We start from the raw sequence: 16,210 nt of genomic DNA, 5'->3' as shown, positions 1-16,210 counted from the left end.
CGGACCATATAGAAACTAAAATTGAGTTTATTTTTCGAGCGAAGGAAACGTTGAAACACCGAGCAGCCGACGAACCGTGTATGGAGATCGACGACGTCAACGCCATTACTGTTCTCGGCGCGGGAAGTATGGGCCACGGAATCGCGGAGGTCGCCGCGCTGGCTGGCTTTGAGGTCCGCCTGCGCGACATCGAAGAGGAGTTCGTTCGCGACGGGTACGAACAGATCGAGTGGTCCCTGGAGAAGCTCGTCGAGCAGGGACAGATTGACGAATCGACCGCCGAGGGGACGCTCGATCGGGTCTCGACGCACGTCGACCTCGCTGCGGCCGTCGCCGACGTCGACGTCGTCATCGAGGCCGTCCCCGAGAAGATGGCGATCAAGAGGGACGTCTACGCGGACCTCTCGGCTGCTGCACCCGACGAGGCGGTCTTCGCGACGAACACCTCCAGCCTCTCGATAACCGAACTGGCCTCGGAGACGGACCGCCCCGCGCAGTTCTGCGGGATGCACTTTTTCAACCCGCCGATCAGGATGGAACTCGTCGAGGTGATCTCCGGAGCGCAGACGAGCGAGTCGACGATGGATCTCGTCGCCGACCTCGCCGAGGCGATGGGCAAGACGCCGGTGCGAGTCCACAAAGACAGCCCCGGTTTCATCGTCAACCGCGTCCTCGTGCCGTTGATGAACGAGGCCGCGTGGATGGTTGAAAACAGCGACGCGACCGTCGCGGAAGTCGACTCGACGACCAAGTACGGGCTCGGCCTCCCGATGGGGAGCTTCGAACTCGCAGATCAGGTCGGTATCGACGTCGGCCACCACGTCCTCGACTATATGCACGACGCGCTCGGCGACGCGTACCGACCCTGTCCGCTGCTCGAATCGAAGGTCGAGGCGGGCGACCTGGGCAAGAAAAGCGGGACCGGATTTTACGACTACGGAGCGGGGGGCGGCGCGCAGGTCCCCTCCGATCAGGTCCGCGAGGATGTCGCTAACCGACTGCTGGCCGTGCTCGCGAACGAGGTCGCCGGGCTGATCGAAACCGGAGTGGCCGGTCCCGAAGCCATCGACACGGCCGTCAAGCTCGGCGGGCGCTGGGCCGACGGCCCCGCGCGGATGCTCGACGAGCGCGATTTGGAGGAACTGCTCGCCGTCCTCGACGAGCGGTACGAGGAGACGGGCGAGGAGCGCTACGAGGCGGTCTCGTATCTCCGGGAACTCGTCGACGCCGGGAGCAGTTTCTACGGTTCGGCCGAGGCCGGTTCTCCGGACGGCGACACCGGAGCCCCGACCGACGCATACGAGTACGACGCGATCACCGTCGAGGTTCGCGAGCGCGTCGGCCACGTTGTCCTCGATCGACCTCACCGGATGAACACGATCACCGACGGGCTGCTGGAGGAACTTCGCGACGCGATCGAGCGCTTCGAGGTCGACGATGACGTTCGCGCGGTGCTCATCACCGGTGCGGGTGATCGCGCGTTCTCCGCCGGAGCCGACATTCAGGCGATGGCTGGCGGTGCGGGCGACGTCAACCACGCCGCGGAGCTTTCCCGGTTGGGACAGGAGACGTTCGGTCGGTTCGAATCCTCGGAACTCCCGATCGTCGCGGGCGTCGACGGCTACTGCCTCGGCGGCGGGATGGAACTCGCGATGGGCGCGGACCTCCGCGTCGCCTCCGAGCGCTCGGAGTTCGGCCAGCCCGAACACGACCTCGGACTGCTCCCCGGATGGGGGGGCACCGTCAGGCTTCAACGGATTGTCGGAATGGGCCGGGCGAAAGAGATCATCTTCACCGCCGACCGGTACGACGCGGCGACGATGGCCGACTACGGCTTCGTCAACGAGGTCGTCGCGAACGACGCCTTCGAGGAGCGCGCGTTCGAGATGGCCCGCGACCTCGCCGCGGGGCCGCCGATCGCCCAGCGGTACACGAAGCGTGCGATGCACCGCGGCTGGGACGACGTCGACGCCGGGCTCGACGTGGAGGCGCAGTCTTTCGGCCTCCTGTTCGACACGGAGGATCTGATGACGGGAATGACGGCGTTTATGGGCGACGGCGAGCCCGAATTCGAGGGCAAATGACGACGCTCGCGGGTGGGTTTCGGGCGTCGACGGTGCGCTGAGACGTACGCGAAACAGTGCCGCACCGCCCCTGTAACGGAATCTTTAAACGAGTATATCCGCCACGTAAGGATGCAGGCTCGGTTGGTGTAGTCCGGCCAATCATCTTGGCCTTTCGAGCCGAGGACCAGGGTTCAAATCCCTGACCGAGCACTTCTCCGGAAGCAAGTCGCCGAGCGAAAGCCAGATGGCTCTCGAACATTCTTCTGCGGAAAAACGGTGGAATGAGCGCGATCGGACGCGGCGCGCGAGAGTAGACACGGCTGTTGACGACGATGTCCGAAGACGGGTCGCTCAGTCGCGAAGCCCGTCCGCGATGGCTCGCGCCCGTCGTCGAATATCGCCGGCGTCTCCGGCCTGGAGACCGCCGAAATCGTCGTCGTAGACGACGTCGCCGTCGACCATCGCGAAGGTCACGTCGTCGCCGTGCGCCGAGAAGACGAGGTGTGAGAACGGATCGAACAGCGGCGTCGCGCGCGTCAGATCCGTGTCGAGAGCGATCACGTCGGCCTTCCATCCCGGGCGAAGCGCCCCGACGTTCTCGAAGCCAGCCGCGCGGGCCCCGCCGAGCGTCGCCATCTCGAAGACAACTTGTGCGGGTGTGACCTCCGGATCGAGACGATCGACCTTCTGGAGGAGGCTCGCCTGTCGCATCTCGGTGAAGGGATCCAGCGTGTTGTTGCACGGTGGGCCGTCGTTCCCGAGCGCGACGTTGATCCCCCGGTCGAGGTAGTCGACGATCGGTGCGATACCCGAGGCGAGTTTCATATTCGACGAGGGACAGTACGTGACGTGCGTCCCCGTCTGTTCGAGGATGTCGCGCTCGCGTGCTGTCGTGTGCACGCAGTGGGCGAGCACCACGTCCTCGCCCGTCAGCCCGACTTCGTCGAGCCACGCGATGTTCCGCATTCCGGTGTCGGATTCGACAGTCTCGATCTCGTCGGCGTTCTCGCTGGCGTGCGTGTGAATCCGGACGTCGTCGTAGTGGTCCGCGATGTCGCGCGCGCCGCGGAGACACGCCTCGGTGCAACTCACGGCGAAGCGCGGCGTGACCGCGTACCGAATCCGATCGTCGGCCGCGCCGTGGTACGTCTCGAGTAGCCGCCTCGTCGACGACAGCGCCTCGTCGGTCTCCTCCTGCAGGCCGTCGGGCGCGCGTTTATCCATCATCACTTTCCCGAGGCGGCCGCGCACGCCCAGGTCGATCGCGGCCTCGAAGGCCGACTCGGCGTGATGAACAGACAGATGATCGATGGCCGTCGTCGTCCCGCTCTCCAGCAGTTCGAGGTAGCCGAGTTCGGCCGCGGTCCGCATCTCCTCGCGCCCGAGCGACGCCTCCATCGGGAGGACGTGCTCGGAGAGCCACTCCAAGAGCGCGGTGTCGTCGGCGATCCCGCGACCGACGCTCTGCACGGAGTGGATGTGCCCGCCGATGAGACCCGGTGAAACGAGGTCGAACTCGCGGACGGGGTGGTCGGCGTACGCGTCTTCGACCTCCGATCGCGGGCCGACCGCGACGACTTCGTCGTCGTCGACGACGACCGCGCCCTCCTCGTAGACGGTCTCGGGGTCGGCGACGACCGTTCCTGCCAGTAGCATCCCACCGCTCGGAGTGGACGCGCCGACAAGTGCCTTACGTTCGTACTCGGGTGAAACAGGCACCTCGCGTTCGTGCACGGTTGAAACGAGCGGCCAGCGTTCCTTTCCGGGTGAAACGAGCGGATCGGCCTCTCATCCGAGAAACGCGGGCGTCGCCGTCGGGAGCGAGATGAGCCACAGGCTCGCGACGGTGTACCCGATCATCACGAAGACGAACGGGTACTGGCTCCGGATCGCCTGCAGTCGGCTGGGAAAGAGCCGGTAGGCGATCGAGTGCGCCACCCATATCGCGACCAAGTGGCCGCCGAGCACGAAGACGATGTTCAGCGCGGACACCCACGCGGGGAGCGTGAGGACCACCGGGTTCGTCGGCGCCGACAGCGGCGCGGCGAGGACGGCCAGGAGCGACGGAAGCAGCGACAGGAAGAACGCGAAGTAGTGCGCGAGGTGGTAGCCCGCGGCGACGACGAGCAGCGACGGCGCGAACGCGACCGCGAGTTCCCGCGGCGTCCGCGTCGTCAACACCCGGCGAACGGAGACGCGCGCCGCGGCGACGTACGCGCCGTAGAACAGCGCGAAGCCGCCCACGAAGAGCGCGGCGTAAACGAGGGTGGGCGGGACGCCGACACCGACGACGGCCCGAACCGCCGCGACCCCCTGTTCGGTCGTCACGAACCCGCTGAACGTGAGCTCCCAGACCAGCGCGACGGCCACGGCGACGTCGCCCATTCCGGTCATCAGTTGTCCGCGGGGATCCGAGGAGTCGTCAGAGACGGGATCATTCCCTTCGTTGGCGTCGACGACGTTGTCAGTCCGCTCGTCGATGTCCACGAGACGCATCGCCGGAAGCGACGCGCGAAGCCGCCCGTCTTCCCACGCGAGCGGGGCGACCCGGCCGTAGAACCGGAAGAACGTCGCGATCGGATCAATATTTCGGACCCATGCGTCGCTGCCGACGAGGACCGCCCCGGCGACGGCGACGACGCCGTAGGCGGCGACAACTGCCGCGAGTGTCGCCGGGGTGTCGGTGAGTCCCGTCGTCGTTTCGAGCCACACGAGGAGCAGAATGCCGAGGGCGGCGGGCCACCGGCCGAGCCTGTCGGGGTAGTCGACGAAGCCGTTCGGCAGCCGCGAGCCGATCGTCTCGAACGGGTTCAGCGCGGGCCAGACGTTGCCGACGGCGTAGGCCGCCATCGTCAACCCCGCGCGGCCGCCCGCGAAGACGACGACGACCCCGAAGTTGATCGTCGAGAGCTGCGGCCCCGTGAACCCGCGATAGACCACGAGCGCGAACAGCGCGAGTCCGACGAACGCGGCGACCGCGCGACCAACCTCGCGGACTCGATTGCTAGCGGCGACGTCCCGCCGCCAGTCGTGGAGTCGCTCGACGAACCCGCGATCGGTCACGAACCCGGCTAGCAGCGCCGAGGCACCGATCGCCGCGCCGCCGGTGGCGACGTAGAGCCAGCGAGGGACCGCGAGCCCGTCGCTGGAGGCGTCGGAGAGCCCGACAGCCGCGTTGCTGGCGGCGGCCCCTCGTGCGAGGAGGAGCGCACCGACCAGCGCCAGCCCGAACGTGACGACCCGAACGGACCACCGAGTCGCGAACTCGCGGCGGGCGGATGCATCACGAGGCATAGAACACGTAGAGGAGGAGGAAGCCGAAGTACAACAGCACGAGGATTCCGAGCGCGCGGATGCGGAACGATCGGATCGCGCGCTCCTCGGCCGCGTAGGCCTCGCGGTACGCGTCGCGCTCGCCTTCGTCGAGCGCACTCGGGTGGGCGACGCCGCGGTGTAAGACGAGGAGGTCTTGGGTGTAGAATCGACGACCGCAGTCGTCGCAGGCGTACGTGGGGGTCTCGGCGGTGTCGCGCTCTGACCTGCGGCTCGGATCGGATTGAACGTCCGTCATCGGGGTCTCGCGTATCGGGGGTTCACGTGTAAGATCTCACGTCTCTGGGTCTCGGTCGGAGTATGGTGATCAGCGCTCGGCCGGTGTCGGCCATCAGCGCTCGACCGGTCTCCGCTGCCGTCGTCGACGGGTCGCACCTACGTCCACGGCACCGAGCGCTCCTGCAACTCTCCGGCGATCGGGCGGGCCATCGCGGCGGCGGGGTCGTCGAGGTTCGCGAGCGCCCACATCAGCTTCACCTTCGCAGTCCCCGGGAGCGTGTCGCCGGTCTCGACGACGCCCGCGTCGAGCAGGTCGCGACCGGTGTCGTAGACGCGGTCGCAGACGCGCCCTTCCAGGCACTGACTCGTCATCGCGACGACGACGCCGTCGTCGACGAGCGCTTCGAGCGTCGGGATCAGCTCCGTGTGAACGTGCCCGAGGCCGGTTCCCTCGACGACGAGCCCGTCGAGAGCAGCGGACCGGAGCAGTTCCGCGTGGCGGTCGATGTCCATTCCGGGCGTGAACTTCAGCAGGTCGACGTCCTCGTTCAAGTCGGTGTCGACGTCGAGTTCGACCGCGCCGCGCTCGGCGTACTCGCGGCGGAACTCGACCGCCTCGGCGTCGTAGTCGACGGTCCCAAGCGGCTCAGCGCCGACCGTCTCGAAGGCGTCGCGGCGGGACGTGTGGTTCTTGCGGACGCGGGTGCCGCGGTGGAGCGCACAGACGTCGTCCGAGGTGGAGGCGTGCATACAGACGAGCACCTCCGCGGCGTCGGCCTTCGCGGCTTCGACGGCGCAAACGGCGTTCATCACGTTGTCCGAGGAGGGGCGGTCCGCCGAGCGCTGACTGCCCGTGAAGACGATCGGGACCGGCGTGTCGAGCATATACGACAGCGCCGACGCCGAGAACTGCATCGTGTCGGTGCCGTGCATCACGACGACGCCGTCGGCACCGGCGCGGATCTCCTCGGCGACCGCGTCGGCCAGTTCCTTCCACACCGCGGGCGTCATATTCTCCGAGAGGATGTTCGCGACGACCCGCCCGCGGTAGTTGGCCCGGCCCGCGAGGTCAGGAACGGCGCGCAGTACGTCCTCCGCGTCGAACTGTGCCGTCACCGCGCCCGTGCGGTAGTCGACGGTCGAGGCGATGGTCCCGCCGGTCGAGATGAGCGAGATCGTCGGGAGGTCGTCGTCGAAGGCGACCTCGCTTTCCGCGGACTCCGACTGTGCGGCTTCGACGTCGTAAACGTCGGATTCGAGGACGTCTACGTCGGCGTCTTCGCGCGCGATCCCCACGTTGTACCCGCCGTCGAGTTTGACGACGAGGTGTTCCGGCGTCGAGGAGGGCATCAGGACGCCCTCGTTCGTGACGCCCGCGCGTTCGACGCGGACGCGGTCTCCGGGGTTCATACTCGCCGATACCGGGGGCGCGGACTTGAATCCATTCGTTCGCGCCGATGCGCCCGCGGTGACCCCGTCCGAGCTGCTCGACAACGGGGGCGGGGACGTCGCCCTGTCCTCGGCGTGGATGAGACGAAAAAGGAGAATATAGGGTGCCGCAGGCGAAACGTCCCGCAGAGCCATATGTTCGGACGAATCCTGCTCCCGACGGACGGAACTGACTCCATGGACGCGGTCGTCCAGACCGCGGCCGACATCGCCGACACCCGCGACGCCGAGGTCCACATTCTCTACGTCATCGACGACCGGGCGTTTCTCACGCTGCACGAGGAGATGAAGACCGACGTGCTCACCGAACTCGAAGGGGAGGGCGAGGCCGCGACCGACCGCGCCGCTGCCCGCCTGCGCGACGCCGGGATCGAGGTGACGACGGCGATCCGCGAGGGCGACCCCGCAGACGAGATTCTCGCGTACGCGGACGCGGTCGACGCGGATCTCATCACGATGGGTACGCGCCGCGGCGACTACGCGAACAACCTGATGGGCAGCGTCTCACAGAAGGTCGTCGCCCGCGCGACGATGCCGGTTCTGACGACGAACCTCTCGGCCGCGGAGTGATCTGACGCGCTACTTTTCGGGATCGAACTCCAGCGCGACCGAGTTGATGCAGTACCGCTTGCCTGTCGGCTCCGGGCCGTCCTCGAAGACGTGACCGAGGTGGCCGCCGCAGTTCCGACACAGCACTTCGATTCGGCGCATCCCGTGTCGACTGTCCGTTTCCGTCTCGATCGCGTCCTCGTTGGCGTCGAAGAACGACGGCCAGCCGGAGTTGGAATCGAACTTGGTGTCGCTGTCGAAGAGTGCGGCCCCGCAGCCTGCGCACCGGAACGTTCCCTCGTCGTCGACGTCGAGGTACTCGCCGCTGAACTTCGGCTCTGTCCCCCGGTTTCGGAGAATCTCGTACTGCTCGTCGGTGAGCCGTTCGCGCCACTCGTCTTCGGAGTCTGGGACGTCTTGGGTCGTCTCGTTCGCCATACGCACGATTGGGGCCGGAGCGTCAAGAACCTCCCTCTCGTCGCGCTCGGGTCCCCCATCCGCGAGGGACCATCTCGGCTCTCGCTCGTGTGCGGCGTTTCGTGTCAGCTTCCGCTCAATCCCGGCATCCATTCGGCCTTGGATCACTCGTCATCGCGCCTGAGAAACGACGGCAGTTGAAGCCGTTCGAGGTCGTCGATATCGAACCCATCGAGAAACGGCGGCTGTTCGACCGCGTCGGGGAGTTCCTGCGAACGGGAGTCCGCGTGCAACGATTCCGGAGAGGGAGCCGTCGAGCCCTCGGTTTCGATGAGCTCTTCCCACGCCTCCTCGTCGCTGTCGTGCAACGGCCGGACGTCTGCGACTTTCCGTTTGCCCTCCTCGAACGCGAGGTCGAGGACGCTCCGCTCGTAGGCGCTCGTGGCGAGCGCGCGGATCCGCGACCGCTCCTCGGGGTCACCGCCTCCGAGCTGTTTGGCGATTCCGAGGGCGTACATCCGACGTATCGCTTCCTCGCCCGACAGCGACTCCCAGTCGGTGTCGAAGGCTCGTTCGTACATCTCAGAAGTCCACGCGCTTCGTCGGGTCGACGACGAGGCCCTCGTCGGTGAACCGGAGCGATCGGATGTCGCAGTCGATGTCGGTGCCGCGCATCTTCACGACCTGGATCCCGCGAGTCATTCCGGTGGCCTCCAGGTAGTTGTGGAAGAAGACCACGCCGTGGGCGAGGAAGTGCTCGTCGGCGTACGCGCTCGGATCGGTCATCTCCGAGATGAGGAGCGTCGTCGCGTCGCAGCCCTTCAACGCCGTCAGAAACCGCGCCATCTCCTCGTCGCCGTCGGTGAAGAAGAGTTCCAAGAGCATCGTCGAATCGATGACGAGGCGATCGATGTCTCTGGAGTTCACGAACGCGACGACCTTGTCCGTCAGGCCCTGGACGCTCGATGGACTGCCGCTCTGAGAGAACTGATTCAGCAGGCGCTCGCCTTTCTTGCTCGCCAGGTTGACGAAGCGGAACTGCTCGGAGGCCGCGAGGGTCTCGAAACCGAACCCGTAGCCCGACATGTCGTCGACGAGTTCCCCGCGGGATTCGTGCATCGTGATGTACAGGCAGTTTTCGCCGTTTCTGAGTCCCTCAGCGACGAACTGGGCGGTGAACGTCGTCTTGCCACTTCCCGGCGGTCCAGAGAGCACGTACAACCGCTCCGGAAGGAAGCCGCCCTGGATCAGATGATCGAACCCGCTAACGCCGCTCGGAATCCGCATATTCGTGGCTCGATAGACGCCCGTATAACGGTTCCGGGGCGATTCTCAGTGAGCGAAATTTCGGACGGTTCTGTCGGTTTTATCCCGTCCATGAGAACTTCGATCGCTCGCTGTGAACTGTCTCGAACACGAGCGTGAGATTCTCTCACGCGCAGACAGATTTTACTATCGTCGGCACTAACTCACGGCCGTGTCGCTCACTGTTCGAATCGATCCCCACGTCCATTCTGCGGCCTCCTACGACGGCAATGACCCGACGGAGCTGATCTTAGAACAGGCCGCCGAGATCGGCCTGGACGCCGTCGTCGTGACCGATCACGACGTCCTCCACGAGTCGGTCCGAGCGGCCGAACTGGCCCCGATGTACGGGCTGGTCGGCATTCCGGGCGTCGAGGTATCGACCGCGGACGGTCACCTGCTCGCGCTCGGCGTCGAGGAGATGCCGCCCCGCCGCGCGCCGATGGGAGAGACGGCGGCGTGGATCCGCGAGCGCGGCGGGGTCGCGATCGTGCCGCACCCGTTCCAGCGGAGCCGACACGGCGTCCGTCGGAACCGACTGGAATCCGTCGATCCCGACGCCATCGAAGTGTACAACTCGTGGGCGTTCACCGGGTGGAAGAACCGGCGCGCGCGGCGCTACGCCGACGCGTTCGGCTACCCCGGCGTCGCCGGAAGCGACGCGCACAAGGTCGGCTACGTCGGCCGCGCGTACACCGAGATCGAGATCGACGACGTCACCCGGGCGGATCTGACCGCCGACGTCGTGCTCGAGGCGATCCGTGACGGGGCGACCCGCGTCGAGGGTCGCAGAACCCCGATCCCGACGTCCGCGCGCCACTACGCGGGCGCGGGTGTCAGAAAGAGCGGCTTCTACGCGAAGTACGGCGCATACCGGAGCGGTGCACTCGCGAAGTACGGGGCGTACCGGAGCGGCTCGATCGCGAAAACGGGCCTCCTCGAAGCCGCTCGGACGCTCTATCGGATCTCGCCGCTCTCGCGATAGCGGTCGGGAATCCCGCTCTCGTCACACCGAGGTTTCGCTCTCGTTAGACGGAGATTTCGTTCTCGTTAGACGTAGTCGATCCCGTCCCACGTGGGGCCGCCGCCGTGCCACTGGTGGTTGGTTGGACCGCCGAGTGACTCCTCCTTCCACTCGATCGGTTCCCAGTCGGGCTCGAAGTTGAGGTATCCCGGCCCCGCGAACAGTTCGAGTCGGAGCCCGCTCGCGGGGTCTTTCACGTACATACAGTCCGCGCGGGTGATCGCGTGCATCGCCGGGCCGTTACTCCGGTTGTTTATTTCGATGCCGTGCTCGCTGCAGATGTCGCCCGCGGTCCAGAGGTCCTGCAGGCTGTCGAGGTGGTAGGCGACGTGGTGGAACTGCGTCGGATCGTCCTCGGGTTCGCGGTGGATCGCGATGTCGTGCGGCAGCGGCGTGACGGCGTACCACCAGCCCCAGTACGCGCCGTTTTCGTCCTCGTAGCGCTCGTTCAACTGGAAGTTCATCGTCTCCCGGAGCCACTCGTCGTGGTCGAACGCGTTCTGACCGGGGTCGTTGACGTGGACGTGGTCGATCCGCCGCGGCGCGATCCGGTTCCCGACGGATTCGCTGTACACGCGGTTCTTCAGGCCGGACCGCTGTCCGTCCGGCGCACCGGGCTTCTCGACGTCCCAGTAGAACTCGTAGTTGTGACCGAACTTTTCGACCCGGATGGCCTCGCCGATTCCGTTCTCTTCGCCGGCGTCGACGCGGGTGATTTCCTCGCCTTCGGCCTCGAACTGCGCTTCGAGTTCGTCGAGCGCCTCCGGACTTACGGTGCGGAACGCGAAGTGATCGACGCCCCGTTGGCCACTCTCGGTGAGGCTGAGCGTGTGGTGCTCCCAGTCCCGCATTCCGCGGAGGTAGGCGGTGCCACCGTCGCGTTCGGTGATCTGTAGCCCCATCACCTCGTTGAAGAACCACAGCGATTCGTCGAGGTCGGGGGTGTGCGCTGCGACGTGACCGAGCTTCGCAATCGGTGAGTTTCGTCGTTTCATTGTTGTGAGTGTATCGCGCTGAGACGCGAGGGATGGTTCGCACAGGATAGTTACCGAAGCGGGGGCGAATATCGCACACCCGAATATTCGGGTGTTTTATATATCCGTGAGGGCGGTCCCGAACGATTCTTGATCCCGCGCCGCGTCTCTCGGCGTGTGAGTGGGATTCGCGCGGAGATCACCGTCGACTCGCCGCCTGACTGTCCGGCCGCCTCCGCGTCGGCATCGCTGGGGGCTGCCGCCTCGTCGATCACGAAGTCGGTTCCGGCGGATCCCGGCGACCCCGTGACCGAGGAGTTCGTCGTCGACGCGGCCGCGGCCACGGCCACGGAGCTGGCAGATTCTGACCGCTCGGAACCGACCGACGAGAGCGTCGAACAGATCTTCTCCTACGGCACAGAGCGCGTCTACCGGTTCGAGCGTCCGCAGGGACAGACCTGCTTCTGCGAGTGTATCGAGCAGTTCGGCTGCCCCGTTCGCGACGTCCACTCTCGGGACGGCGCGCTGACGGTCAGCTTCCACGCGCCAGACGCCGAGACGCTGCGGTCTGTCGTCTCTCGGCTCGTCGAGCGGTGGTCCGGGGTGTCCGTCGACCGCCTCGTCAGATCCGGGGAGGCCGAGCAGTGCGAGGAACTCGTGATGGTCGACCGCGGCGAGTTGACCGCGCGCCAGCGGGAGGTCTTAGCGACCGCCGACGAGATGGGTTACTTCGCGTACCCGAAGCGGGCGAACGCGGGCGATGTCGCCGACGCGCTGGACATCGACACCTCGACGTTCGCACAGCACCTCTCGGCCGCACAGCGAAAGCTGCTCTCGGCGATTCTTTCCTAACTGCTGTCGGTGCGGGGACGACAACCGCTAAGTGGTCCGCGGCCGCGCGTCGAGATATGCTCGACGAGTTGCTCGGCCGCGCGGAGCTCAAAGCCCGGATCGAGGAACTGGAAGAGGAGAAGCGTCACCTCGAACGCCGGGCGGCGGCCGAGGAGGAGCGGCGGTCGGAGGCCGCGCGGAACCGACAGGAGGCCGAAGCCGAGGTCAACCAACTCGAAGACAAGATCGAGGGGCTGGAAGAGCGCGTCGAACGACTCTCCGACACCAGCGACGCCGAGGTCGATTTCCGCGGTACTGAAGCGCTTCGCGGCGCACGTCGCGACGAGATCCTCTCGCGGCTCTCGTCGATCGAGACGGACGCGGAAGGGGCCTTGACCGCGATGGTCCACGACGAGGTTCCGGACTCCGTCTCGGAAACGCTCGGCGAACGCGCCGCGCTCGTCCACCGGGCCGCGCCCTGTCTGGTCTGCGTCGACGACGCCGGACTCGTTTCGGTCGCGCTCGACCCGCCGACGCCGCCCGCGGCGTTCGCCGAGTGGGGCCCGGACTTCCGGATCGAGCGCTCGTGGTTCGCCCCCGCCGATCCGGTGTGGGTCGCGCTCGTTCGCTCTGACCTGTTCGCGCTGGGCGTCTACGACGGCGAGTCGGTGTCGCTCGTCGACGACGTCGAATCCGACGTGATGGGCGCGCACTCGAAGGGCGGGTTCTCGCAGGCTCGCTTCCAGCGGCGTCGCGATCAGCAGGTCGACGAGCATCTGGACCGCGCGCGCGAGGCCATCGAGGCGCACCTCGAAGCCGACCGCGACCTGATCGTCCTCGGCGAGAAAACCGTGCTCGGGCGGTTCACTGACGTCGCGGATCGGACCGCCGCGGTCGACGCCACCGGCGACCCCGACGAGGCGCTCGAACGGGCGGTCCGGGAGTTCTGGACGACTCGGTTGTCCCTGTTGTGAGCGTTCCTTCTCGCGAGTGCAATTCGGTGACGACCACGGAAATCGTGCGCTTGGTGACGACCACCGGGACGGTGGACCACGACCGTTAAAACGACCCTCGCCGTCCGATTACGTATGACCGACACCGCATCGGATTCGGACCCGGATGCAGACGCAGAGCGGGTCGTCGTGCTCGCACACGAGAAGTTCCCCGAACGGGCGAAGACCGCCACGGGCGTGCTCAAGTACGCTGACTACGACGTCGTCGCCGTGCTCAACCGCGACCGGCCCGGGACCGCCGCGAGCGATCACCGACGGGACCTTCCCGACGTCCCGATCGTCGCCTCGATGGACGACGCGCCAGACGCCGACACGCTCCTGATCGGCATCTCGCCGATCGGCGGCGAGTTCGACGATTCCTGGCGGCCCGACGTCCGGACGGCGATCGAACGCGGCTGCGACGTCGTCGCCGGGCTCCACTACTTCCTCTCAGACGACGAGGAGTTGGCGGCGCTCGCCGACGAGCACGGCGTCGCGCTCCGCGACGTTCGAAAGCCCAAGGAGGACCTCACGGTCGCAAGCGGCCGAAGCGCCGATATCGACGCCGACGTGGTCCTGACGGTCGGCACCGACTGCTCGGTCGGGAAGATGACGGTCTCGCTCGAACTCGTCGAGGCCGCCCGCGAACGCGGCGTCGACGCGGGGTTCATCCCGACCGGACAGACCGGAATTATGATCGCCGGGTGGGGCAACCCGATCGACCGCGTGGTCTCCGATTTCACCGCGGGCGCTGTCGAGGAGATGCTGCTCGAAATCGGCGACGACTACGACGTCCTCTTCGTCGAGGGGCAGGGCAGCATCGTCCACCCCGCGTATTCGGCGGTCACCTGCGGGATCCTCCACGGCGCGATGCCCGATTCGATGGTGCTCTGTCACACGGCGGGTCGAGAGGCGATCCACGGCTACGAGTCGTTCTCGCTGCCCCCGATCGGGGAGTACGTCGGCCTCTACGAGGATCTGGCCGCGCCCGTCCACGAGGGAGACGTCGTCGCTGGCGCGCTCAACACGTCGGGCATCGAGGACGACGCGGCGGCCCGCGAGGCCGTCGACGCGTACGCCGACGAACTCGGGCAACCCGCGACCGACCTCGTCCGCTTCGACGCCGACGAGATCCTCGATTCGATCCTCGGAGAGGAGTGACCGATGCTCTCGACGGAGTTCGAGCGCGTCTCCCTGCCGCTGGCGGACGCGTTCACGATCTCGCGCGGGACCCAGGAGGTCGCCGAAAACGTCGTCGTCCGGATCACCGACGACAGCGGGACGACCGGCGTCGGGGCCGCCGCACCCGCGGCGCACTACGGCGAGACGGCAGACACCGTCGAGGCCGTCCTGCCTGACCTCCTCGCAGTCGTCGGATCGGTCGGGGACCCGCACGCGATCGACCGGACCGAGCGCGGACTCCGGGGCGTCGTGAACGACAATCCCGCGGCACGCGCCGCGGTCGACGTCGCGCTGCACGATCTGGCGGCGAAACGGCTCGACGTCCCCCTGTATCGCAAGTGGGGGCTCGACCCCGAGCGAGTGCCGAAAACGTCGTTCACGATCGGTCTCGACACCACGGACCGAATGCGCGAGAAGACCCGCGCGGCGGTCGACGGCGGGTACGATATCCTAAAAGTGAAGCTCGGAACCGACCGCGACGAGGAGATCGTCGCCGCCGTCCGCGAGGAAGCGCCAGAAGCGCGGATCCGCGTCGACGCCAACGAGGCGTGGACGCCGCGCGAGGCGGTTCGGATGACCGAGCGCCTCGACGCCCACGGCGTCGAGTTCGTCGAACAGCCCGTTCCGGCGAGCGATCCAGAAGGTCTGAAATTCGTCTACGAGCGATCCTCGCTGCCGATCGCGGCCGACGAGTCGTGCGTGACGCTCCCCGACGTTCCCGCGATCGCCGACCGGACGGACATCGTGAACCTGAAACTGATGAAGACTGGCGGTCTCGCCGAGGCCAAACGGATGATCCACGCCGCGCGGGCGCACGGCCTCGACGTGATGCTCGGCTGTATGATCGAGACGAACGCGTCCATCGCGGCGGCGTGTCACCTCGCGCCGCTCCTCGACTACGCCGACCTCGACGGCGCGCTCCTGCTCGCTGACGACGTATACGCGGGCGTTCCGATCGAAGGCGGCGAGATCCGACTCGCGGACGTCGACCGCGCGGGGACGGGCGCGCGGCGAACGTAGAACCTACCCGAACAGGTCGATTTCGCGGCGAGTGCTTATGTACCAAGGAGCGGCCAGCGTCCCCGTGACGTAGAACTCACCCCGCGTCGGGTCGCGGTTGCTCGGCACGTCGACGCGGGAGACGGCGACGACGGCGTTGGCGAGGGCGTCGTCGTGGGCCGTCAGCGGGTGCCGACTGTTCGCCCAAAACCGAGTAGCGACGCGTCCACGACGCACCACGCAGCCACAGTGCGACGACCGAACCGCCCGTCGGCGAGCGATTGCTACCGCGCCTCTTCCGGGGTGTCTACCGGGCCGGTACCGCCCGTGGACGAACCTGTCCGCTCTACTGCGCATAGACGCACAGGCTTAACAGCGAGCGACGAGTAGCCACGCGTAGATGACCCAAGTCACGCTCATCGGCGACCGGCTCGCGTCCTCGGGGACGGAGTTCGTCTACGAGGGGGCGTCGACGGCGTGCGAGGGCTGCCCGTACCGACAGCAGTGTCTGAACCTCTCGGAGGGCGTCCGCTACGAGGTGACGGACGTCCGCGAAAACGGTCAGCTACTCGACTGCGCCGTCCACGACACCGGGGTTCGCGCGGTCGAGGTCGAGCCCGCGTCGATCACCGCCAACGTCGCCTCGAAGGGCGCGTACGCCGGGAGCAAAGTGAGCCTCCCGGGTCCGTGCCCGCACACGGAGTGTCCGAGCCACGAGTACTGCGTCCCGGAGGGCGCGGACTTCGAGACCGAGTACCGCATCGACGACGTCGGCGGCGACCCGCCGCACGAGTTCTGCTATCTGGACAGGGACCTGACGCTCGTCGAACTCGCGCCGCCGGAGTAAACGAGGCGTCTCCTTCCTCCACG

17 protein-coding genes and 1 tRNA gene are annotated in these 16,210 nt (G+C 66.9%); 9 read left to right on the top strand and 9 right to left on the bottom strand.

The genetic code is table 11. The annotated features are described in order from the left end of the window. Window positions 1-80 precede the first annotated feature (80 nt). Window positions 81-2,084 (top strand): 3-hydroxyacyl-CoA dehydrogenase/enoyl-CoA hydratase family protein, encoded by a 2,004-nt coding sequence (locus FJT57_RS07725; RefSeq protein WP_144903814.1) that lies wholly within the window; start codon window positions 81-83, stop codon window positions 2,082-2,084. A gap of 117 nt (window positions 2,085-2,201) precedes the next feature. Continuing rightward, window positions 2,202-2,276: transfer RNA gene (locus FJT57_RS07720), tRNA-Glu, on the top strand. A 141-nt stretch (window positions 2,277-2,417) separates the two neighbouring features. Here the strand turns inward: FJT57_RS07720 and FJT57_RS07715 are convergent. From FJT57_RS07715 to gatD, 4 genes are all read right to left on the bottom strand, one after another. Further along, the gene (locus tag FJT57_RS07715) at window positions 2,418-3,722 is read right to left on the bottom strand and encodes a 5'-deoxyadenosine deaminase (RefSeq protein ID WP_144903811.1); all 1,305 of its coding nucleotides are present in this window, start codon (window positions 3,720-3,722) and stop codon (window positions 2,418-2,420) included. A gap of 132 nt (window positions 3,723-3,854) precedes the next feature. Beyond that, window positions 3,855-5,360, bottom strand: coding sequence for a hypothetical protein (locus FJT57_RS07710; RefSeq protein ID WP_238993941.1), 1,506 nt, complete (start codon window positions 5,358-5,360; stop codon window positions 3,855-3,857). Beyond that, window positions 5,350-5,637 carry a C2H2-type zinc finger protein gene (locus FJT57_RS07705; protein WP_238993940.1) on the bottom strand — a complete coding sequence of 96 codons (288 nt, stop codon included), beginning with the start codon at window positions 5,635-5,637 and terminating at the stop codon, window positions 5,350-5,352. The genes FJT57_RS07710 and FJT57_RS07705 overlap by 11 nt, the downstream gene beginning before the upstream one ends. Before the next feature lie 137 nt (window positions 5,638-5,774). Further along, the gene (gene gatD / locus FJT57_RS07700; RefSeq protein WP_144903808.1) at window positions 5,775-7,028 is read right to left on the bottom strand and encodes a Glu-tRNA(Gln) amidotransferase subunit GatD; all 1,254 of its coding nucleotides are present in this window, start codon (window positions 7,026-7,028) and stop codon (window positions 5,775-5,777) included. A gap of 174 nt (window positions 7,029-7,202) precedes the next feature. Here gatD and FJT57_RS07695 point away from each other — a divergent pair, with 174 nt between their 5' ends. Continuing rightward, a complete protein-coding gene (locus FJT57_RS07695; RefSeq protein ID WP_144903805.1) occupies window positions 7,203-7,637 on the top strand; it encodes a universal stress protein in 435 nt (144 codons plus the stop codon). A 9-nt stretch (window positions 7,638-7,646) separates the two neighbouring features. Here the strand turns inward: FJT57_RS07695 and msrB are convergent, their stop codons facing one another. From msrB to FJT57_RS07680, 3 genes are all read right to left on the bottom strand, one after another. Then, the gene (gene msrB / locus FJT57_RS07690; RefSeq protein WP_144903801.1) at window positions 7,647-8,054 is read right to left on the bottom strand and encodes a peptide-methionine (R)-S-oxide reductase MsrB; all 408 of its coding nucleotides are present in this window, start codon (window positions 8,052-8,054) and stop codon (window positions 7,647-7,649) included. Between the two features lie 143 nt (window positions 8,055-8,197). Further along, on the bottom strand, window positions 8,198-8,614 hold the full coding sequence (locus FJT57_RS07685; protein WP_144903798.1) for a hypothetical protein: 417 nt from the start codon (window positions 8,612-8,614) through the stop codon (window positions 8,198-8,200). Window position 8,615: 1 nt separating this feature from the next. Continuing rightward, a complete protein-coding gene (locus FJT57_RS07680) occupies window positions 8,616-9,320 on the bottom strand; it encodes an RAD55 family ATPase (protein WP_144903795.1) in 705 nt (234 codons plus the stop codon). 190 nt (window positions 9,321-9,510) lie between these two features. On the opposite strand from FJT57_RS07680, the gene FJT57_RS07675 reads away from it, so the two are divergent. After that, the gene (locus tag FJT57_RS07675; RefSeq protein ID WP_144903792.1) at window positions 9,511-10,323 is read left to right on the top strand and encodes a CehA/McbA family metallohydrolase; all 813 of its coding nucleotides are present in this window, start codon (window positions 9,511-9,513) and stop codon (window positions 10,321-10,323) included. Between the two features lie 65 nt (window positions 10,324-10,388). On the opposite strand, the gene FJT57_RS07670 is transcribed toward FJT57_RS07675, so the two are convergent. Beyond that, the gene (locus tag FJT57_RS07670) at window positions 10,389-11,357 is read right to left on the bottom strand and encodes a VOC family protein (protein ID WP_144903789.1); all 969 of its coding nucleotides are present in this window, start codon (window positions 11,355-11,357) and stop codon (window positions 10,389-10,391) included. A gap of 156 nt (window positions 11,358-11,513) precedes the next feature. Between FJT57_RS07670 and FJT57_RS07665 the strand changes: the two genes are divergently transcribed. The 4 genes from FJT57_RS07665 (at window position 11,514) to FJT57_RS07650 (ending at window position 15,361) form a co-directional block, all read left to right on the top strand. After that, window positions 11,514-12,188, top strand: a complete 675-nt coding sequence (locus FJT57_RS07665; protein ID WP_144903786.1) for a helix-turn-helix domain-containing protein — start codon at window positions 11,514-11,516, stop codon at window positions 12,186-12,188. Window positions 12,189-12,244: 56 nt separating this feature from the next. Next, window positions 12,245-13,141 (top strand): Vms1/Ankzf1 family peptidyl-tRNA hydrolase, encoded by an 897-nt coding sequence (locus FJT57_RS07660; RefSeq protein ID WP_144903783.1) that lies wholly within the window; start codon window positions 12,245-12,247, stop codon window positions 13,139-13,141. A 114-nt stretch (window positions 13,142-13,255) separates the two neighbouring features. Beyond that, window positions 13,256-14,320 carry a DUF1611 domain-containing protein gene (locus FJT57_RS07655; protein WP_144903780.1) on the top strand — a complete coding sequence of 355 codons (1,065 nt, stop codon included), beginning with the start codon at window positions 13,256-13,258 and terminating at the stop codon, window positions 14,318-14,320. 3 nt (window positions 14,321-14,323) lie between these two features. After that, entirely contained in the window at window positions 14,324-15,361 is a 1,038-nt protein-coding gene (locus FJT57_RS07650; RefSeq protein WP_144903778.1) for a dipeptide epimerase, read from the top strand. 3 nt (window positions 15,362-15,364) lie between these two features. Here FJT57_RS07650 and FJT57_RS07645 read toward each other — a convergent pair whose 3' ends face one another. Next, entirely contained in the window at window positions 15,365-15,577 is a 213-nt protein-coding gene (locus FJT57_RS07645; protein WP_144903775.1) for a hypothetical protein, read from the bottom strand. Between the two features lie 163 nt (window positions 15,578-15,740). Between FJT57_RS07645 and FJT57_RS07640 the strand changes: the two genes are divergently transcribed. After that, window positions 15,741-16,187 carry a UPF0179 family protein gene (locus FJT57_RS07640; protein ID WP_144903772.1) on the top strand — a complete coding sequence of 149 codons (447 nt, stop codon included), beginning with the start codon at window positions 15,741-15,743 and terminating at the stop codon, window positions 16,185-16,187. The last annotated feature ends 23 nt before the right edge of the window (window positions 16,188-16,210 follow it).

This window comes from Halobellus captivus, assembly GCF_007655485.1.
In the GTDB taxonomy this organism is placed as follows: Archaea; Halobacteriota; Halobacteria; order Halobacteriales; family Haloferacaceae; genus Haloquadratum; species Haloquadratum captivum.
The sequence above is the reverse complement of the archived record's forward strand: the minus strand, read 5'-3'. Positions and strand labels throughout refer to the sequence as shown.

Excerpts from the sequence above, each read along its gene's own strand:
- FJT57_RS07705 (WP_238993940.1), bottom strand. The coding sequence starts at position 5,637 with ATGACGGACGTTCAATCCGATCCGAGCCGCAGGTCAGAGCGCGACACC.
- FJT57_RS07655 (WP_144903780.1), top strand. The coding sequence starts at position 13,256 with ATGACCGACACCGCATCGGATTCGGACCCGGATGCAGACGCAGAGCGG.
- FJT57_RS07640 (WP_144903772.1), top strand. The coding sequence starts at position 15,741 with ATGACCCAAGTCACGCTCATCGGCGACCGGCTCGCGTCCTCGGGGACG.
- msrB (WP_144903801.1), bottom strand. The coding sequence starts at position 8,054 with ATGGCGAACGAGACGACCCAAGACGTCCCAGACTCCGAAGACGAGTGG.
- FJT57_RS07680 (WP_144903795.1), bottom strand. The coding sequence starts at position 9,320 with ATGCGGATTCCGAGCGGCGTTAGCGGGTTCGATCATCTGATCCAGGGC.
- FJT57_RS07725 (WP_144903814.1), top strand. The coding sequence starts at position 81 with ATGGAGATCGACGACGTCAACGCCATTACTGTTCTCGGCGCGGGAAGT.
- FJT57_RS07660 (WP_144903783.1), top strand. The coding sequence starts at position 12,245 with ATGCTCGACGAGTTGCTCGGCCGCGCGGAGCTCAAAGCCCGGATCGAG.
- FJT57_RS07685 (WP_144903798.1), bottom strand. The coding sequence starts at position 8,614 with ATGTACGAACGAGCCTTCGACACCGACTGGGAGTCGCTGTCGGGCGAG.
- FJT57_RS07650 (WP_144903778.1), top strand. The coding sequence starts at position 14,324 with ATGCTCTCGACGGAGTTCGAGCGCGTCTCCCTGCCGCTGGCGGACGCG.
- FJT57_RS07710 (WP_238993941.1), bottom strand. The coding sequence starts at position 5,360 with ATGCCTCGTGATGCATCCGCCCGCCGCGAGTTCGCGACTCGGTGGTCC.
- FJT57_RS07695 (WP_144903805.1), top strand. The coding sequence starts at position 7,203 with ATGTTCGGACGAATCCTGCTCCCGACGGACGGAACTGACTCCATGGAC.
- gatD (WP_144903808.1), bottom strand. The coding sequence starts at position 7,028 with ATGAACCCCGGAGACCGCGTCCGCGTCGAACGCGCGGGCGTCACGAAC.
- FJT57_RS07670 (WP_144903789.1), bottom strand. The coding sequence starts at position 11,357 with ATGAAACGACGAAACTCACCGATTGCGAAGCTCGGTCACGTCGCAGCG.
- FJT57_RS07715 (WP_144903811.1), bottom strand. The coding sequence starts at position 3,722 with ATGCTACTGGCAGGAACGGTCGTCGCCGACCCCGAGACCGTCTACGAG.